At 69.1% G+C, this 17,716-nt stretch carries 14 protein-coding genes; 5 read left to right on the plus strand and 9 right to left on the minus strand.

The window, feature by feature from the left end; translation table 11 throughout:
- Positions 1-6 precede the first annotated feature (6 nt).
- The 6 genes from KXR53_RS25520 to KXR53_RS25545 form a co-directional block, all read right to left on the minus strand.
- Positions 7-1,260 (minus strand): Hsp70 family protein, encoded by a 1,254-nt coding sequence (locus KXR53_RS25520; RefSeq protein WP_437378116.1) that lies wholly within the window; start codon positions 1,258-1,260, stop codon positions 7-9.
- 115 nt (positions 1,261-1,375) lie between these two features.
- Positions 1,376-4,732, minus strand: coding sequence for an adenylate/guanylate cyclase domain-containing protein (locus tag KXR53_RS25525; protein WP_437378117.1), 3,357 nt, complete (start codon positions 4,730-4,732; stop codon positions 1,376-1,378).
- Between the two features lie 126 nt (positions 4,733-4,858).
- Positions 4,859-5,878: an LLM class flavin-dependent oxidoreductase gene (locus KXR53_RS25530; RefSeq protein ID WP_437378118.1), complete on the minus strand. Its 1,020-nt coding sequence runs from the start codon at positions 5,876-5,878 to the stop codon at positions 4,859-4,861.
- A gap of 76 nt (positions 5,879-5,954) precedes the next feature.
- A complete protein-coding gene (gene cutA, locus KXR53_RS25535; protein WP_437378119.1) occupies positions 5,955-6,302 on the minus strand; it encodes a divalent-cation tolerance protein CutA in 348 nt (115 codons plus the stop codon).
- A 48-nt stretch (positions 6,303-6,350) separates the two neighbouring features.
- Entirely contained in the window at positions 6,351-7,322 is a 972-nt protein-coding gene (gene speB / locus KXR53_RS25540) for an agmatinase (RefSeq protein WP_437378120.1), read from the minus strand.
- Between the two features lie 60 nt (positions 7,323-7,382).
- Complete coding sequence (locus KXR53_RS25545) at positions 7,383-8,723, minus strand: glutamine synthetase family protein (RefSeq protein WP_437378121.1); 1,341 nt, start codon at positions 8,721-8,723, stop codon at positions 7,383-7,385.
- A gap of 184 nt (positions 8,724-8,907) precedes the next feature.
- Here KXR53_RS25545 and KXR53_RS25550 point away from each other — a divergent pair, with 184 nt between their 5' ends.
- The gene (locus KXR53_RS25550) at positions 8,908-10,278 is read left to right on the plus strand and encodes a glutamine synthetase family protein (RefSeq protein WP_437378122.1); all 1,371 of its coding nucleotides are present in this window, start codon (positions 8,908-8,910) and stop codon (positions 10,276-10,278) included.
- A 3-nt stretch (positions 10,279-10,281) separates the two neighbouring features.
- On the opposite strand, the gene KXR53_RS25555 is transcribed toward KXR53_RS25550, so the two are convergent.
- Positions 10,282-10,809, minus strand: a complete 528-nt coding sequence (locus KXR53_RS25555) for an AP2/ERF family transcription factor (RefSeq protein ID WP_437378123.1) — start codon at positions 10,807-10,809, stop codon at positions 10,282-10,284.
- A gap of 152 nt (positions 10,810-10,961) precedes the next feature.
- Here KXR53_RS25555 and KXR53_RS25560 point away from each other — a divergent pair, with 152 nt between their 5' ends.
- The 3 genes from KXR53_RS25560 to zigA all read left to right on the plus strand — a co-directional run bounded on the left by KXR53_RS25560 (position 10,962) and on the right by zigA (position 12,825).
- Complete coding sequence (locus KXR53_RS25560) at positions 10,962-11,213, plus strand: DUF1272 domain-containing protein (protein ID WP_437378124.1); 252 nt, start codon at positions 10,962-10,964, stop codon at positions 11,211-11,213.
- Between the two features lie 111 nt (positions 11,214-11,324).
- Positions 11,325-11,609 (plus strand): hypothetical protein, encoded by a 285-nt coding sequence (locus KXR53_RS25565; protein WP_437378125.1) that lies wholly within the window; start codon positions 11,325-11,327, stop codon positions 11,607-11,609.
- 1 nt (position 11,610) lies between these two features.
- A complete protein-coding gene (zigA, locus tag KXR53_RS25570; RefSeq protein WP_437378126.1) occupies positions 11,611-12,825 on the plus strand; it encodes a zinc metallochaperone GTPase ZigA in 1,215 nt (404 codons plus the stop codon).
- A gap of 9 nt (positions 12,826-12,834) precedes the next feature.
- On the opposite strand, the gene KXR53_RS25575 is transcribed toward zigA, so the two are convergent.
- Positions 12,835-14,619, minus strand: coding sequence for a diguanylate cyclase domain-containing protein (locus tag KXR53_RS25575; protein WP_437378127.1), 1,785 nt, complete (start codon positions 14,617-14,619; stop codon positions 12,835-12,837).
- A 207-nt stretch (positions 14,620-14,826) separates the two neighbouring features.
- Between KXR53_RS25575 and KXR53_RS25580 the strand changes: the two genes are divergently transcribed.
- Positions 14,827-16,116 (plus strand): NAD(P)/FAD-dependent oxidoreductase, encoded by a 1,290-nt coding sequence (locus KXR53_RS25580; protein ID WP_437378128.1) that lies wholly within the window; start codon positions 14,827-14,829, stop codon positions 16,114-16,116.
- A gap of 9 nt (positions 16,117-16,125) precedes the next feature.
- Here KXR53_RS25580 and dacB read toward each other — a convergent pair whose 3' ends face one another.
- Positions 16,126-17,559, minus strand: a complete 1,434-nt coding sequence (gene dacB, locus KXR53_RS25585; RefSeq protein WP_437378129.1) for a D-alanyl-D-alanine carboxypeptidase/D-alanyl-D-alanine endopeptidase — start codon at positions 17,557-17,559, stop codon at positions 16,126-16,128.
- Between the last annotated feature and the right edge of the window lie 157 nt (positions 17,560-17,716).

Genomic DNA, 17,716 nt, shown 5'->3' on the forward strand with positions numbered 1-17,716 from the left:
CGGCCCCTACGGCCCGTAGCGGCGCTGCGCCTCGATCGCCAGGCCGACGCCGACCGCACCGAAACTGTCCCCCTCCACCACCCGGGCGGCCGGTGCCTCGGCCAGCGCGGCGGCGCGGAAGGCCGGCAGCAAGGCCGACCCGCCGGTCAGGAACACGGCGTCGAGCCGGTCAGGCGTGAGGCCGGCCGCCTGGATGCAGCGGCGGATCAGCGCCGACAGCCGGCCGACCGCGTCGCGGATCGCCGCATCCAGCGCCGCCCGGCCCGCGCGCAGCCCCAGTTTGGGTTCGACCAGGCGCAGGTCGATCACCGTCGGGTCACGCTCGCCGAGCGCGATCTTCGCCGCCTCGACCCGCAGCGCCAGGCTGTGGCCGAGATTGCCCTCCAGCACCCGCAGCAGCCGGTCGATCTTCTGCGGCTCGCGCGATTCCCGCCGCACCTGGCGCACCTCCGCCACCACCTTGGGGGCGTAAAGGGCGTTGATCCGGCTCCAGGTCGCCAGCATGTGGAAATAGCGGCTGGGCGTCACCGCGCCCGGGCGCTTCATCTTCGCACCCAGGCCGAGCGCCGGCATCACCGTGGCCAGGCTGAACAGCCGGTCGACATCGGTGCCGCCCAGCCGGATGCCGTCATTGGCCAGGATGTCCGCCGCGCGGTCCGGCAGGTCCCTGCGCTGCGGCCCGAGTCGGACGATCGAGACGTCGGAGGTGCCGCCGCCGATATCGACGATCAGCGCCACCTCCTCCCGCCCCAGCCCGGCTTCGTAGGTACGGGCGGCGGCGATCGGCTCGTATTCGAAGGACACCTCGGAGAACCCCGCCTCGCGCGCGATCGCCTGCAGCGTGTCCTGGGCTTTGCTGTCGCCAGCCGGGTCGTCGTCGACGAAATGCACCGGCCGGCCATGCACCACCCGCTCCAGCGCATGGCCGCAGGCCGCCTCGGCCCGCGCCTTCATCTCGGCCAGGAACATGGCGATCACCTGCTTGAAGCCGATGCGCTCGCGCCCGACCCAGGTCTCCTCCTCGATCAAGGGCGTGCCGAGCACGGATTTGATCGACCGCATCAACCGGCCTTCCAGGCTGTCGACATAGGAGTCGATCGCCGAGCGGCCGAAGCGCGGGACGCCGCCGACCATGTCGAACCAGATCGCGCTGGGCAGCGTCGTCGCCGCGCCCTCCAGTGGCAGCAGCCGCGCGCCTCCGGAGTCGACGATGCCGAGGGTCGAGTTCGAGGTGCCGAAATCCAGGCCGCAGACCGCCATCTTCCCCTCCGCTCCAACGCCGAAAAGCCCCGGATCCGGTCGGACGGGGCTGAAGGGCGCGGGTTGTACCCCGGGCGGGAGGCGGAGGGAAGAGGCTGCGGCCCTGTGCCCGTCTCTACGCCAACTCGTTGAGCAGGGCCTTCCCATCTAGCAGGTCGGCGGTCTCGAATCCCTCAGTGAAGGCGTCGATAACCGGCGCGAGCAGCGCGCGGGCCTCAGTAATCTTGCCTGCTTCGCGCCGGAGGCGGGCCAGCCTCTTCGCCGCGCGCAGCTCCCACATGCGCGCCGATTGCGCCCTGGCAACCGTAAGGGCGCGATCGAACTGCGCCTCGGCGCTCACCATGTCGCCCTGGGCAAGCGCGACCTCGCCCGCAAGTCGATGCAGCTCTGCTTCGTACCAACACTCGTCAGTGGCCTGCACCAGGCGCAACGCCTCGTCGAGCTGTTCCTGCGCCTCCGGCCATCGTCCCGCCCGAAGATAGGTCTCAGCCAGGATCGAAATCGTGTAGGGCTGCTCGACCTTCTGTTCCGTCGCAGCAAGCTTTGCCAGCGCGTCGCGCATCAATTCTATGCCGTCGTCCACCGCACCCCGACGGGCGCGCGTCCAGCCTTGAAACACGCGCGCGACCTCATGGAAGACGACGATGCCCTTTTCCGCAGCGAGGCCAAGCAGCGCCTCGACATTCGCCTCCACGGCCGCGCAGTCGCCACAGAAGTGGTGCAGATAGCAGCCATTTCCGAGCGCCATTGCGTAGAGAAACGCGGGCATGCCTTCGGAAGCCGCTATCGCTTCCCCGGCACGGGCATGCGCCTGCTCCGGATAGCCCAGCGCGAACAGCGCCCAGGCGAGATATGTCAACGCGAAGGTAGGGTACTGTCGGTGCGAGTACAGATCGACAAGCGTTCGGTCGCCACCATCGACACGAAGACACTCTTCCAGAAACCTGCGGCTGCGCACGAGATCGCCCAGCAGGAAGGCCGTGCCCCCGATCAGCTGGTACGCCACCGTTAGCGCTGAGGCATTGCGACCACGCTGCGCGATCTCCAGGAATTCCGTCGCGTAGCCTTCGGCGTCGTGCAGCTTCGGTCGGTTGAAAGCGCAGATGAACTGACCATAAACCACCTCCAGCAGCCGATCGGCGTCGCCGACCTGCTCGCAGAGCACCCGGGCGCGCCTGTAGGCCCCCTCGGTCTGCGATGACCCTGACCCACGGATTGCCCGGTATACTGCGCCCAGAGACATCTGCAGGCCGAGCTCGGCATGCTTTCGCCGATCGTCCGGCAGTTCGGGCATCAGCGCGACAGCCCGAGTCAAATGGTGTTCTGCCTCGACGTAGTTGGAACGCTCGCTCGCTCTCGCACCAGCGCGCTGCCAATAGGCAATCGCACGCTCCCACAGTCCTGCGGCCTCATAGTGATGCGCAAGCAGCTCAGGCTGCTCCTCCGTGATCTCCGCGAATTCCTGCTCCAGCGCTTCGGCAGTCCGCGCATGCAGTTGCTGCCGGACGCTCACCAACAAGGTCTCGTAAGCGGCGTCCTGCACCAGCGCGTGCTTGAAGACATAATGTGTCTGAGGCGGCGAGCCTCGGCGGAATATCAGTCCTGCCTGCACGAGCTCGTCCAGAGCCCGGGTCAATATTTCTCCATCCAGTGACGAGACCTCCGCCAACAGAGCCTCGCTGAACTCCCGGCCCAGCACCGACGCGGTTTGCGCGACCTCCTTCGTCGCAGCCGTCCGGTCGAGCCGTGCCATCAGCGTGTCCTGCAGCGTTGCCGGAACGGACAACTGTGGCGGGCCATCACGGACAAGACCGCCTGCGCGAACGGCCGAGAAGCCGGATTCCAGTACGGCCTTGGTCAGCTCCTCGACAAACAGCGGCACGCCGTCCGCTTTCGCAACGATCTGGTCGATGGTCTCCGGCGGCAGGGTCGTGGCGGCAGTCAACTTGCCGACCATGGTCGCCGCCTGCGTTCTGCTCAGCCGGTTCAGCATCAGCACGGTTACATGTGTGCGACGGCTCCACGATGGCGTGTAATCCGGCCGACAGGTCACCACCATCAGGACGCGAGCATCCTGCAGGCGATCAATCGAAGCCGAGATCAGCTCGTCGCTCGATGGATCGATCCAATGCGCGTCCTCGACCACGAACAGCACGGGCTGCCGCGCGGCAAGACCCAGCAGTCGATCGACGAGCGCCGCCAACGTCTTCTCCTTCAGGCGCTGCGGCGTCAGGTCGAGCGCCGGGTAGCGCCCGCCGACAGGAATCGACAGCAGGGCCGCAAACAACGAGGCGACTTCCGGCACTGCCTGTCCAGACTCGGCCAGCACTCGTTCGAGCTTATCCAACTTGGCCTCTGGCGGATCGGTTCTCAGCAATCCGGCCGCCTGCTCCAGCTGGCGCACAAAGGGGTACAGCGCGCTGTTCGTGAAATGCGCCGAGCATTGGCAGCGCAGCCGCACATGCGGGTCCTCGGCAATGCACTCGCGCAACGCCTCGGGGAGGCGCGACTTGCCGATGCCGGGTTCGCCGCATAGCAGCACCACCTGCCCTTTCCCCTGCTTCGCCTGCTCCCAGCGGCGCATCAGCAGGTCTATCTCCGCGTCGCGGCCGACCAACGGGACCAACCCAGTGGCATGCAGCGCTTCGAAGCGGCTCTCGGTCGGGCGTTCACCGATCACGCGCCAGATCTGCATCGGCCTTGCGACGCCCCTCAGCTGATGGACGCCGAGGTCCTCATACGAAAAAAGCCCGGCAACCAGTTGCTTGGTGCTCGGGCTGATCACCAAAGCATTGGGGGATGCCAGCGCCTGTAGTCGGGCGGCGATATTCGGGGTCTCGCCGACGATCGCCATCTCCTCGCGCGCCGCGCCGAAGCCCATCGCGCCAGCGACGACCAGCCCAGTGTGGACACCAAGGCGGACGCCAAGCTCGATGCCCATCTCCCGCTCGAGACGCTCGCTCAGGTGCCTTACCGCCTCGACGATACCAAGGCCGGCGCTCACCGCGCGCTGAGCATCGTCCTCATGGGCACGAGGAATGCCGAAATAGGCCAACAAGCCGTCGCCAATGTATTTCGCGACATGGCCGTCGTACCGTTCAATGACGCTGGCGCAGGCCGCCTGGTAGGCGCGCAGGATCTCACGAAGCTCTTCAGGATCGAGAGAGCCCGAGAGGGCCGTAGAGCCGACCAGGTCGCAGAACATCACTGTCAGCTGACGCCGTTCCGCTTGATCCCCGGGGGCCGCCGGCATCGCGGTCGCAACGCTGCGGACGGAACTTTCGGCCGGCGCGATATCGGCGATCGCCTTGAGCAGCCGCTTGCGGTCAGCCAGGCGGATGATGCCGAGGTCTTTCAGATCCTCGTTGGTGAGCTCAGGCAATAGGTCGAAATCGACGCCATTCTCGGCGAACGCCTCTGCATAGAGGCCGAGCCCGAGATCTTCGAGCCAGCTCTTCAGCTCGCGCGCCATGCCGTCTCCTGAGCATGCCCAGGGAATTTTACCGCGGATGCTGGGGGCCTGTAGACATTCGTTTGACTGGCCCTGACTGAAAATCGGCCGCTCGGTCCCCTGCAAACACCCGAATGTCCACAGACCTCAAGCTGCTGCGCCAGACAGCCCGAACACCTGCGCCACCAGCTCGTAGGAGCGCAGCCGGGCGGCGTGGTCGTGGATCATGCTGGTGATCATCACCTCGCTGGCCACGGCCTCGCCGGCCAGGCGCTCGATCTCGGCCTTCACCGTCTCGGGCGTGCCCACGATCTGGTTACGCCGGGCGCTGTCGGCAACGCGCCGCTCCTCCGGCGTGTAGGAGTAGGACAGCGCCTCCTCCGGGCTCGGCAACAGGCTCGGCCGGTTGCTGCGCAGCCGCACCCAGGACAGCTGGTGCGGCGCCGCCAGCCGCTCGGCCTCCGCCGCATCCTCGGCGCAGTAGACCGAGACGGTCAGGATCGCATGCGGCTCGCGCATCGCCGCCGAGGGCCGGAAGTTGCTGCGGTACAGATGCATGGCCGGCATCGTGTATTGCGGGCTGAAGTGATGGGCGAAGGCGAAGCCGACGCCGAGATGGGCGGCGAAGCGGGCGCCGAAGTCGCTGGAGCCCAGCATCCAGACCGGCGGCAAGGGCACATCCTCCGGCACCGCGCGGACGGACCGGAAGGCATGGTCGGCCGGGAAGGTGCCGTCGGCGAAGGCGCGCAGCTCGGCATATTGTTCGGTGAAGTCGTCGGCGATGACGGCGTCGCGCGAGCGGCGCATCGCCAGCGCCGCCAGCTGGTCCGAGCCGGGGGCGCGGCCGAGGCCGAGATCGATCCGGCCGGGATGCAGCGCCTCCAGCATCTTGAAGGCCTCGACCACCCGCAGCGGCGCGTGGTTCGGCAGCATCACGCCGCCGGAGCCGACGCGGATGCGCTGCGTCACCTGGGCCAGATGGCCGATCAGCACCTCCGGCGCGGTCGAGGCCACGCCGGGGATCGAATGATGCTCGGCCACCCAGTAGCGGGTGAAGCCGAGGCGGTCGGCCAGCCGGGCGAGATCGAGCGAGTTGCGCACGGCCTGGCCGGGCGGGGAGCCGGCGGCGATCGGCGCGAGGTCGAGGACCGAGAGCGGCAGTGTCATGTCCTGAACTTTGGCAGCCCTGCCCGCGGTTCAAGGCGCGGCGCAGCCCGGCACGGCCGCGGCCCGGGCATGGCCGTCATCCGCCTCCGGCGGCATCCGGCGCTGGACACGGCAGAGACTCGTGGCGGATCCAGTCGAGATAGCCGGCGTTGCCGCCCTCGATCCTGAGGGCGACGATGCAGGGCAGCTCGTAGCTGTGCAGCTCGCGCACCCGGGCGGACAGATCGGTGAACCGATCAGCTCGGGTCTTGGCGATCAGCACCGCCTCCGCCGCCTCCTCCACCCTGCCCCGCCAGCGGTAGATCGACCGCGCGCCGGGCAGGATGTTGACGGACGCGGCCAGCCGTTCCTCGACCAGCGCCCGGCCGATGCGGGCGGCCTCGGCCTCCGAACCGGTGGTGACATAGGCAAAGACGACGGCCATGGTCTCCTCCAGGGAACATGCCGCGACGGGCGTCTCTCGTCGGACGCGTCAGACGCCTGCACGCGCGCCGCGGTGCGCCGCCACGCCCGGCGCGACCGCGCAGAGCAGCTCGAACATCAGGGTCGCCCCGGTCAAGGCGGTGAGGCCCGACGGATCGAAGGGCGGCGAGACCTCGACCAGATCGGCCCCGATCAGGTTCAGCCCCGCCAGGCGGCGCACCATCCGCTGCGCCTCGCGGGTGGTGATGCCGCCGATCTCGGGCGTGCCGGTGCCCGGCGCCATCGAGGGGTCGATAGCGTCGATGTCGAAGGTCGCATAGGCCGGCCCCGAACCGAGGATCTCCAGCGCCTCGTCCATCACGTCGTCGGGGCCGCGCCGGTCGAACTCCTCGATGAAGATCATGCGGGTGCCGCAGGCCTTGGCGAAATCGTAGTTGCCGGCATCGGAGATCGAGCCGCGCAGCCCGATCTGGACCATCCGCTTCGGGTCGACCAGCCCCTCCTCGATGGCCCGGCGGAACGGCGTGCCGTGGTTGTAGGGATTGCCGAAGAAGCTGTCATAGGTGTCGGAATGCGCGTCGAACTGGATCAGCCCCACCGGGCCGTCGACGACCAGGCCGCGCAGGATCGGCAGCGAGACCAGGTGGTCGCCGCCGGCCGATATGGGCGTCGCGCCGGACCGGCGCAGCGCCGCATAGAAAGCCGCGATCGCCTCCAGCGATTTCGCCAGGTTGATCGGATCGACCGGGACGTCGCCGCAATCGCCGACGCGCAGGAGATCATAGGGCGAGACGCCGGTGACGTGATGCACGCGGCGCATCAGGCTGGACTGGTTGCGCAGCTCGCGCGGCCCGTGCCGCGTCCCGGCGCGGTTGGTGACGCCGCCGTCGAAGGGCACGCCGACCAGCGCGATATCCACCTCGGCCGGATCCGCCACCGGCAGGCGCATGAAGGTCGGGATGCCTGCGAAGCGCGGCACCCGGCCGGAATCCAGCGGCTCGAACTTGCCTGCCAAGGCCACCTCCCGATCATCGTGCCGAACAGCCCGCTCCGGGCGCTCGTCCGGAGCGGGCCGGCCGGCTCAGACGTTCAGCAGCAGGTTCTCGCGTTCCCAGGAGCTGATGACGCGGTGATAGGCATCATACTCCTTGTTCTTCACCCACCACACCGCGTCGACCAGCTTGTCCCCCAGCACCTCGCGCAGCGGGCGCGAGGCGGAGAACTTGTTCAGGCTGTCGTAGAGGTGGCGCGGCAGGGTGAAGGCCAGGCGCTTGGCCGACCCCTCGATCGGGTTCGACGGCTGCAGCTCGTTGGCGATGCCGAGATAGCCGCAGGCCAGCGAGGCCGCGAACATCAGATACGGGTTGCAGTCGGCGCCCGCCACCCGGTTCTCGACCCGCTTGGCCTGCGGCTCGTCGATCGGCACGCGGAAACCGACGGTGCGGTTGTCCATGCCCCAATGGACGTTGATCGGCGCGTCGCTCTCGGGGTCGAGCCGGCGGTAGGAGTTGACGTTCGGCGCGAACAGCGGCATCGCCGCCGGCACGAATTTCTGCAGCCCCGCGATATAGGCCAGGAACATCTCGCTGTTCTCGCCGGTCTCGGTCGCGAACAGGTTCCGGCCGGTGCTGGCGTCGTTCACGCTCTGGTGCAGATGCATGGCGCTGCCGGGCTCGTCCTTGAGCGGCTTGGCCATGAAGGTGGCGTAGACGTCGTGGCGCATCGCCGTCTCGCGCACCGTGCGCTTGAAGATCAGCACCTGGTCGGCGAGGTCGAGCGGATCGCCGTGGTTGAAGTTGATCTCGATCTGCGCCGCCCCGGCCTCATGCGCCAGGGTGTCGACGTCGAGGCCCATCGCCTCGCAATGGTCGTAGATCTCTTCGAAGATCGGGTCGAATTCGTTGACCGCGTCGATGCCGTAGGACTGCCGCCCGGTCTCCGGCCGGCCTGACCGGCCGATCGGCGGCTCCAGCGGGTAATCCGGGTCGATGTTCTTCTTGACCAGGTAGAATTCCAGCTCGGGCGCCACCAGGGGCTTCCAGCCCCTCTCCTCGTACAGCTTCAGCACCCGCCGCAGCACGTGGCGGCTGGAGATCTCGCAGGGGCTGCCGTCGACATATTCGGCGTCGCAGATCACCTGCGCCGTCGGCTCCTCGTACCAGGGCACGATGCGGGCGCTGCTCGGGTCGGGCACCATGTAGATGTCGATATCGGCCGGGTTGGTGACGTCGTCGTCGGGGTATTCCCCCGTCACCGTCTGCATGAAGATCGATTCCGGGATCCGCATCCCCCGGGTTCTCAATCCCTTGATGAACTTGTCATCCGGCAGGATCTTGCCCCGGGCGATCCCGTTGATGTCGGGAACCAGGCATTCGACTTCGGTCACGCCATGCTCGTGAATGAAGTCTTCCAGTTTTGACATAAAATCATGGCCCTGCCCCTTTAGGCGGGCCCCGCTTCTCGTTTCTGCGCCACCCACCATAGCCGAGCCCCCCGGGGGGGTGGGAAGAGAAGAACGGCATCATGGCCGCCCCGCCTGGGCCCGGCTTGACAGTTTCCGGCCGGCTGCGAGGATGGAGGCCTCGTGGCAACAATTGCGTGACCAAATGCATGAACGCACATCGAACGACATCGTAAGGAATTTCCGCGCGCAATTTCCTGACATCACGCACATCGACGCCCTGGTCTGCGACATGTGCGGCGTCCTGCGCGGCAAGAAGGTCCCGGTCGGCACGCTCGACAAGATCTTCCGCGACGGCCTGACCTTCCCCGGTTCCCTCTTCGCCACCGACATCACCGGCGAGACGGTCGAAGAGACCGGCCTGGGCTTCGCCGACGGCGACGCCGACCGCGACTGCCTCCCCGTCCCGCACACGCTCGATCCGGTGCCCTGGCTGTCGCGCCCGACCGGCCAGGTGCTGCTGGCGATGCAGGACCTCGACGGCTCCCCCTTCTTCGCCGATCCACGCACCGTCCTGGCCAATGCGGTGCAGCGGCTGAATGCCGACGGGCTGCATCCGGTGGTGGCGGTGGAGCTGGAATTCTATCTCGTTGACCGCAAGCGCGGCGAGGACGGGCGGCCCCGCCCGCCGATGTCGCCGATCAGCGGCAAGCGGCAGGACACCACCCAGGTCTACGGCATTGACGAGCTGTACGATTTCAACGAGCTGCTGCACGAGATCTACGACACCGCGGTGGCGCAGGGCATTCCGGTCGACAGCCTGGTCTCGGAATACGCGCCCGGGCAGTACGAGATCAATCTGCGCCACGTCCCCGACCCGCTCGAGGCCTGCGACGACGCCATCCTGTTCAAGCGCGTGGTCCGATCAGTGGCGGCCAAGCACGGGGTCGAGGCCACCTTCATGGCCAAACCCTATCCCGACCAGGCCGGCAGCGGCTTCCACATTCATATGAGCCTGCTGGACGACGCCGGCCGGAACATCTTCGCCGACGAGGATCCGAACGGCAGCCCGGCCCTGCGCCACGCCATCGGCGGGCTCGCCGCCACCATGGCCGAAGGCATGGCCGTGTTCGCCCAGAACCAGAACGCCTTCCGCCGGTTCCAGCCGAACTCCTATGTGCCGCACGCCCCGACCTGGGCAGCCAACAACCGCAGCGTGTCGCTGCGCATCCCGCCGGGCAAGCCGGAGGACCGCCGGGTCGAGCACCGCGTCGCCGGTGCCGACAGCAACCCCTATCTGGTGGTCGCGGCGGTGCTGGCGGGGGCGCATCACGGGCTGAAGCGGCAGATCGATCCGGGCCCGCCGATCCAGGGCAACGCCTATGACAAGATCGAGCCGACCCTGACCTCGTCCTGGATCGTGGCGCTGGAGCAGCTCGACGGCTCGGCCTTCTTCAACGAATATTTCGGCCGCCGCTTCCTCGATGTCTACCTGGCCCTGAAATGGGCCGAGCGGGACAAGTTCTTCTCCCAGATCAGCCAGCTGGAATACGACTGGTACCTGAGCAAGGTGTAAGACTCAGGCCCGCGTCCGGCGTTCCGGGGCGGCTGGCGCCGGTCTGGACCGCCGCTTCGGCGCCTCCTGCGGCTGGGCAACGGCCGGCGTCGCCGGGCGGCGCTGCCGCTTGGCCGCGGCCTTGCGGTCGGGCACATGGATCTGGAGCAGCTCGATCAGTCGCTCCTCGCTGCCGGCGGTCATCTCCGCCCGGGTGGCGAAGGCCAGCTCTCGCGCCTCGTGCTCGCCGAGCTGGGTGACGGAATACTTCTTCTGGCGGCGCACGCCGTCCTGCGTCCAATAGGCCGTCCAGAAGGCGGAGGTCCCGCCGGGACGGACATAGCGCGCGACCCCCGGCACCCCGTGCGGCGTGTTCCTGCGCGGCAGCAGCCTGGTCCGCAGCGAGCGGATCTCGTGATGCTCCTGGAGATGCTCCAGCGCGAAGGCCTCGGCGGCGGCCTTCGCTTTCGCCGACGAACCATGGGCCAGGTCGGAAAAGAACTTGCGCGTGTGCCGGCCGGCGACCGAATACCGCACGAGCCAACCGAGCATTCGTTTTGCGGGATTGTCAATTCGGCTAACGCGCATCGAGATCTCCAGCTTGATCAAGCGGATACTGGCACAGGCTGAGGCCCTTTTGCAGTGATTGTCCAACGATGAAGGAATTGTAAGGTTCCCTCCTGAAAGCCGTCGAGGAGGATCGAATGCTGGAGCTGCGCCCGAACTGCGAATGCTGCGACAAGGATCTGCCGCCCGATTCGCGCGAGGCGGTGATCTGCAGCTTCGAATGCACCTTCTGCACGAGCTGTGCCGAGACGGTGCTGGGTGGCCGCTGCCCGAATTGCGGCGGCGGCTTTGCCCCGCGACCGGTCCGGCCGCCGGCGGCGCTGACCCGCCACCCCGCCTCCACCATCCGGGTGTTCAAGCCGGAGGGCTGCCGTCCGGCCACCGGCTGAAGCCGCCTTCAGCGTCGGACATTCCCGGCGAGGTCGTCTGTGCCGGCAGAGGAGGCTTGTCTTCGTCCACTTATTGTTATGATATAACATTAAAGAAACCGGACGAGAGCCATGCCAGACCAGCCGCACCACACCGTCGAACAGATCGCTCCGGGCATCCACAGCCCGGCCGGCTTTACCCGCGCGATCGGCGAGATCCGCCGCCTGATGGCCGAGCTGGAGGGCGCCGGCCTGTCCGCGGCCGCGCTGTCATCGGCGCTGCTGACCGAAGCCATGCCGCGCCTGGTCGCCGTGCATGGCGCATCGCGCTGCGCCGAGCTGCTCGCCTCGCTCGCGCTCGAGCTGCGCCTCGACCGGGACGCGGCCGATCCCGCCCCTCGCCGGCTGGTGTCGTGACATGCGGCCGGACGCCCGCCTTCCCGTCACCGTCCTGTCCGGCTTCCTCGGCGCCGGCAAGACGACGCTGCTGAACCACATCCTGCGCAACCGCGAGGGCCGCCGGGTTGCCGTCATCGTCAACGACATGAGCGAGGTGAACATCGACGCCGATCTGGTCCGCAACGGCGGCGCCGATCTCAGCCGCACCAGCGAGACCCTGGTCGAGATGACCAATGGCTGCATCTGCTGCACCCTGCGCGACGACCTGCTGCGCGAGGTCCGGCGCCTGGCCGAGCAGGGTCGCTTCGATTGCCTGGTGATCGAATCGACCGGCATCTCCGAGCCGCTGCCGGTGGCCGCGACCTTCGACTTCCGGGACGAGGCCGGCGCCTCGCTGGGCGACGTCGCCCGCATCGACACCATGGTGACGGTGGTCGACGCCGCCAGCCTGCTGGCCGATTTCAGCTCCACCGACTTCCTGCGCGACCGCGGCGAGACCGCCGGCGACGAGGACGGCCGCATCCTGGTCGACCTGCTGGTCGACCAGATCGAATTCGCCGATGTGGTGGTGATCAACAAGATCGACGCGGCGACGCCGGAGCAGCGGATGATGGTCCACCGCGTTGTCGCCGGGCTGAATCCGGAGGCCGCGATCGTCGAGGCGAATTTCGGTGTCGTCCCCCTCGACTCGATCCTCGGCACCGGCCGCTTCGACTTCGACCGCGCCCGCGAGCATCCGCTCTGGTACAAGGAGTTGTACCAGTTCGCGGATCACCGGCCGGAGACGCTGGAATACGGCATCGAGAGCTTCGTCTACCGGGCCCGCCGCCCCTTCCATCCGGCGCGCCTCCACGCCGCCTTCCAGAAGCCCTGGCCCGGCGTGATCCGCTCGAAGGGCCATTTCTGGCTGGCGACCCGGCCCGGCTGGGTCGGCGAGATGAGCCAGGCCGGCGCCTTCCTGCGGCATGAGGCGATCGGCTTCTGGTGGGCGGCGGTGCCGCGGGACCGCTGGCCCAGGAATCCGGAGATGCGTCGGATGATCGACGCGCGCTGGGATCCGGTGTTCGGTGATCGCCGGCAGGAGCTGGTGTTCATCGGCATCGGCATGGACCAGGCGGCGATCCGGCGCGACCTCGACGCCTGCCTGGTGGACCCGGCCCAGGCCGCGGGCTTCGACCCCGTGGCCTGGGAGGACCTGCCCGACCCGTTCCCGGCCTGGCACCGTGCGGCGTAGGTCGTTGCCCTAGGCCGAGGCGCGCGACGCCTGTCCCGGCGCGGCGCCGCGCCGGGGCTGCTGCTTCGCGGCGTAGAGCCGGGCGTCGGCCACGGCGGACAGCCCGTGCTGGTCCTCGGCATCGCCGGGCAGGAAGGCCCAGCCGATGCTGGCGCCGACCGACATCATCCCGGCGCCGACCGGGATCGGAACGGCCAGGGCCGCCCCGATCCGGTCGGCGAGAGCCTCGACCTCCGCAGCGCTCAGCTCACCGCCGATCAGGGCGAATTCGTCACCGCCCACCCGCGCCGCCATCACCCCCTCGGGCAGGACCTCCCTCAGGCGCTGCGCCAGGGCGCACAGCACGGTGTCGCCGGCCAGATGGCCGTGGCCGTCATTGACCGCCTTGAAGCCGTCGAGATCGACCACCATCAGCACCGCGCCCGCCGACCGGTGGCGATAGGCCGCGATCCGCTCGCGCAGCGCGGCATCGAGCGCATGGCGATTGGCCAGCCCGGTCAGGGCGTCGTGATTCGCCAAGTATTCGATCTTCTGCTCCAGCGCCTTGCGGGCCGAGACATCCATGAAGGAGCCAACGATGCGCAGCGGCCGCCCCTCGGCGTCGTGCTCCACCGCCCGCCCCCGCGCCAGCTGCCAGATCCAGCCGCCGTCCGGGGCCGGCCAGCGATATTCGACGACGCAGTCCGGGGACCGGCCGACCAGATGCTCCTCCAGGACCGCCGACGCCCGCTCGCGATCGTCCGGATGGATCCGGCGCAGATAGTCGTCGAGCGGTCGGCGCGGCGCAGCCTCGGGCCGTGCCGCCAGCGAGCCGGAGTCGAGGGCGGAGAGCTGGCGGGACGGCACATCGAGGTCCCAGATGCCGTCCGTGGTGCCCTCGAAGGCCAGGGCCAGCCGGTGTTCGCTCTCCGCCAGCCGCAGCTCGATCCGCCGCCGCGTCGCCATGATGCTGGCGACCAGGACGGCGGCGAGGGAGATGAAGGCGACGGAAAGACGGACCGATAGCAGGATCCGCAGCGGATCCTCGGCCACGGTCTGCGAGGGCAGCCTGTCGAGGCCGAGGCCGAGCGCCGCGAAGATCCAGAGCCCGGCCAGCGCGGCCAGCACCGTGGTCGCGAAGATGCCCGCCCGCATCGCCGACCAGATCAGGGGCAGCAGCAGATATCCGGTGGTGCCGATGCCGCCGGTCACGACCCCCAGCGCCGCCATCAGAACCAGCAGGACCACCGGTCCCGCCAGCTCCGGCGCATCGAAGCGGACCGCCCGCGACAGCCAGCCCGAAGGCCACGGCCGCGCCGGGAAGGTCAGCGCGACCGGCAGTACCGCCGCCAGGCTGGCGATCTCCGACATCCACCAGGTCGCGGTGTTCAGCAGGATCGCTGGATCACCGAGCAGGGCGAAGCCGAGCGCCGAGACGATGCCGCCGGCCAGGGCCGACAGGATGCAGGCGACGCCGACGCGCAGCACCGCGGAGGGATGGGCCAGCTCCCGGTCTTCCGCCCCCAGCGGCGCCAGCACGGCCAGCCCCGCCACGATCTCGGCGAGATTGGACAACAGCAGCACCGCAACCAGGTCGATGCTGCGCCCGTAGCACAGATCGGCGGTGACGAAGGCCAGGACGACGCCAGCCCAGCAGAGCGGGTGCCGACGGGCGGGACGACGCAGGAACCAGCCGATCAGGACGCCGTTCGCCGGCCAGAACAGGGCGAGCGGCTCAAGCCCCTTCGTGGCGATGCCGAGCACCGCCAAGACGAAGGTCAGGACCGTCGCCTCCACCACCTCGCGAATCTGCATGCGTACCGACAAGGGTCACCCCGGGGGTCACGGCATATGGTCCTATTCTTGCCCGTCGGTCCGGTCGGGACAAGCGAACAGCCCGCCGGGCAGCCAGCAGCTGCCGTCATGCGGGCAGGACATGACGGACCGGGCGTCCGCCCGGCTGGCCGGCCCGGCCCGGCGCAAGTTATTGAGGGCGGCATCCGAGGCCATCACCGCTGTGTCATGCAAATTGCCGGCCATGTCCGCTCCTGGTACACCGCCACCGCCAACCGCGACCTTCGCTTCCCCGCGCTCGACGGGGACCTGCGCTGCCATGTGCTGGTGGTCGGCGGCGGCTACACCGGCCTCAGCACTGCGATCGAGCTGAGGGAGCGCGGCCTCGACGTCGTGCTGGTCGAGGCCCGGCGGGTCGGCTGGGGCGCCTCCGGCCGCAACGGAGGCCAGGCGGTGACCGGCTTCAACAAGGGGATCGGCACCATCGCCAGCTGGGTCGGGCCCGACGACGCCCGCAAGCTGTGGGACATGTCCGAGGAGTCCAAGGCGATCCTGCGGCAGCGCGTCGAGCGCTACGGCATCGATTGCGATCTGCGCTGGGGCTATCTGCTGGGGGCGCTGAAGCGCCGGCACATCGAGGAGCTGCAGGCCCTTCTCGCCGAATGGGAAGGGCTGGGCTACGGCCTTGGCCGCATGCTGTCGCAGGGCGAGATCCGGGCGCTGGTCGACTGCCCGGCCTATGTCGGCGGGCTGCTCGACAGCGGCAGCGGCCAGCTCCACCCGCTGAACTATGCGCTCGGCCTGGCCGAGGCGGCGCGTTCGCTCGGGGTGCGGATCTACGAGGACACGCCGGTCACCCGGCTGGACCAGGGCTCGCCGGCGGTGGCGACCACGCCGAAGGGACGGATCACCGCCGATTTCGTGGCGCTCTGCGGCAATGCCTATCTGCCGGCACTGTCGGCCGACGTCGACCGCACCATCCGCGCCCGGGTCATGCCGGTCGGCACCTACATCATCGCGACCGAGCCGCTGGGCGAGGCGCTGGCGCAGCAGACCATCCCGTCGGGCTTCGCCGTCGCCGACGTCAACTTCGTGCTGAACTACTACCGGCTGGGGCACGACACCCGGATGCTGTTCGGCGGCGGCGTCAGCTATTCCGGCTACGAGCCGCGGCGCCTGGCCGAGAAGATGCGGCGGACCATGGTGCGCACCCTGCCCCGCCTGGCCGGGAAGAAAGTCGAGTTCTGCTGGGGCGGCCATGTCGGCATCACCATGAACCGCACGCCCCATTTCGGTCGGCTGGCGCCGCATATCTTCTTCGCCCAGGGCTTCTCCGGCCACGGCGTGCTGCTGACCGGCATGGCCGGGCGGGTGATCGCCGAGGCGATCCACGGCCAGGCCGATCGCTTCGACGTCTTCGCCCGAATCCCGCACCAGCCCTTCCCCGGCGGCCGGATGTTCCGGATGCCGGCGCTGGTTCTGGCCATGGTCTGGTATCGGCTGCGCGACCTGCTGTAGGAGCCGCTGCTAGTAAGCGGCCGCCCACCGCCGCAGCAGCTCGCGCTCGGCCGCCCGCGCCCGGCCGAGCCAGCGCCGGGCCGGCTGCGACACGGTGAGGACATAGGGATCGGTCGCCGCGTCGGCCGCGGCGCGCTGTGCCTCATCGACGATGAAGATGGCAAAGCCGAGCTGCCGGCCGCTGTTGGCCGACAGATAGCCGGCCAGGCCGCGGACATAGCCCATGGTGCCGGTCTTCGCCCGCAGCCGGCCGGCCGCCAGTGGCGGCGGCCCGCCGGCGCCGGCCTCGGCCCCGCCGTCCGGCCGCTCCGGCATCAGCGCCGGCAGGCCGATGCGGTTGCCCTCGATCAGCACCGCGGCCATCTGCACCGGCGAGATCCGGGCGGCGGTGCTGAGGCCCGAGGCGCCGGGGATCGACAGCCCGCTCCAATCCACCTGCGGCAGCTTCTGCGCCCACCAGGCGGCCAGCGCCCGGCCCGCCTCCCCCTGGCTCACGCTGCTGCGGCCCAGGAGCTGGCGCGCCGCCATCATGCCGACCATCTCGGCCGACAGATTGTTGCTGTATTTCAGAACGCGGGCGACGATCGTCGGCAACGGCTCGCTGTCGTGCCGGGCGATGATCGTGGCTTCGGCCGTGCCCGGCCCGATCACCGGGCCCGGCAGGACGATGCCGGCGTCGCGCGCCAGCGACCGGAAGATCTCGGCGGCGGTCGCCGTCGGATAACGGATCGGCAGCAGGTCCGAGCCCTTGTCCGGCAGCGCGGCCGACAAGATCCAGCCCTCATAGCCGTCGATCGGACGATAGGGCGTGGCGGCGCCCTGGCTGACATCGATCCAGGGCAGCGCGAGGTTGCGCCCCTCCGCCACCGCCTCGGCCCGGGCGTCGAACCGCCCCTGCCGCTTCTGCCAGCTCAGCCGCAAGGCGTTGAAATTGACCGCAAGGCCGGACAGGCCGGGATTGTAGGAGGCAGCCAGGGGCTGCAGCGGGTCGAGGAACGGCAGGGCCTGCAGCACCGTGTCGTCGACGATGAAGCGGCCGGTCACCCGGGTGATGCCGGCCTGCCGGATCTGGCGCAGGAGATCGGCAAGATCGTTGATGTCGAGCGTGGGATCCCCGCCGCCGATCAGCGCCAGATCGCCGCGCAGCACGCCCCCCTCGACCGTGCCGCCCGCGGTGACGATGGTGGAGAAGCGATGGTCGGCGCCGAGGATCTCGATCGCCGCCAGCATCGCCGGGACCTTCATGGTCGAGGCCGGGATCATCGGCCGCGTCGGCTGGGCCGTGTCGATCAGCTGACCGCTCTGCGCATCGAACAGGATATAGGCGACATCCTCGGCCGGAAGGCCGTTGCGCGCCGCCGCCCCTGCCTCGGCCCGGGCGGTGTTGCCCGGCAGGCCCGCCGCCAGCGCCAGCAGCAGGAACAGGCGAAACAATCTGGTCATGGGCACGGCCCGGCGTCCTCCGCATCGCGTCGCGTCTTCCTATAGCCGCGGGCGAAGCGAGTCGGAAGCGGCCGCGACACCCGGAACGGGCGCGGCCCCCGAGCGGGGGCCGTGTCCGTCGCCTCTGGGCGGAAATGCAGCCGGCCCGGCCGGCCCG

Origin of the sequence: Inquilinus limosus (assembly GCF_051487185.1) — a bacterium.
Taxonomy (GTDB): Bacteria; Pseudomonadota; Alphaproteobacteria; order DSM-16000; family Inquilinaceae; genus Inquilinus; species Inquilinus limosus_F.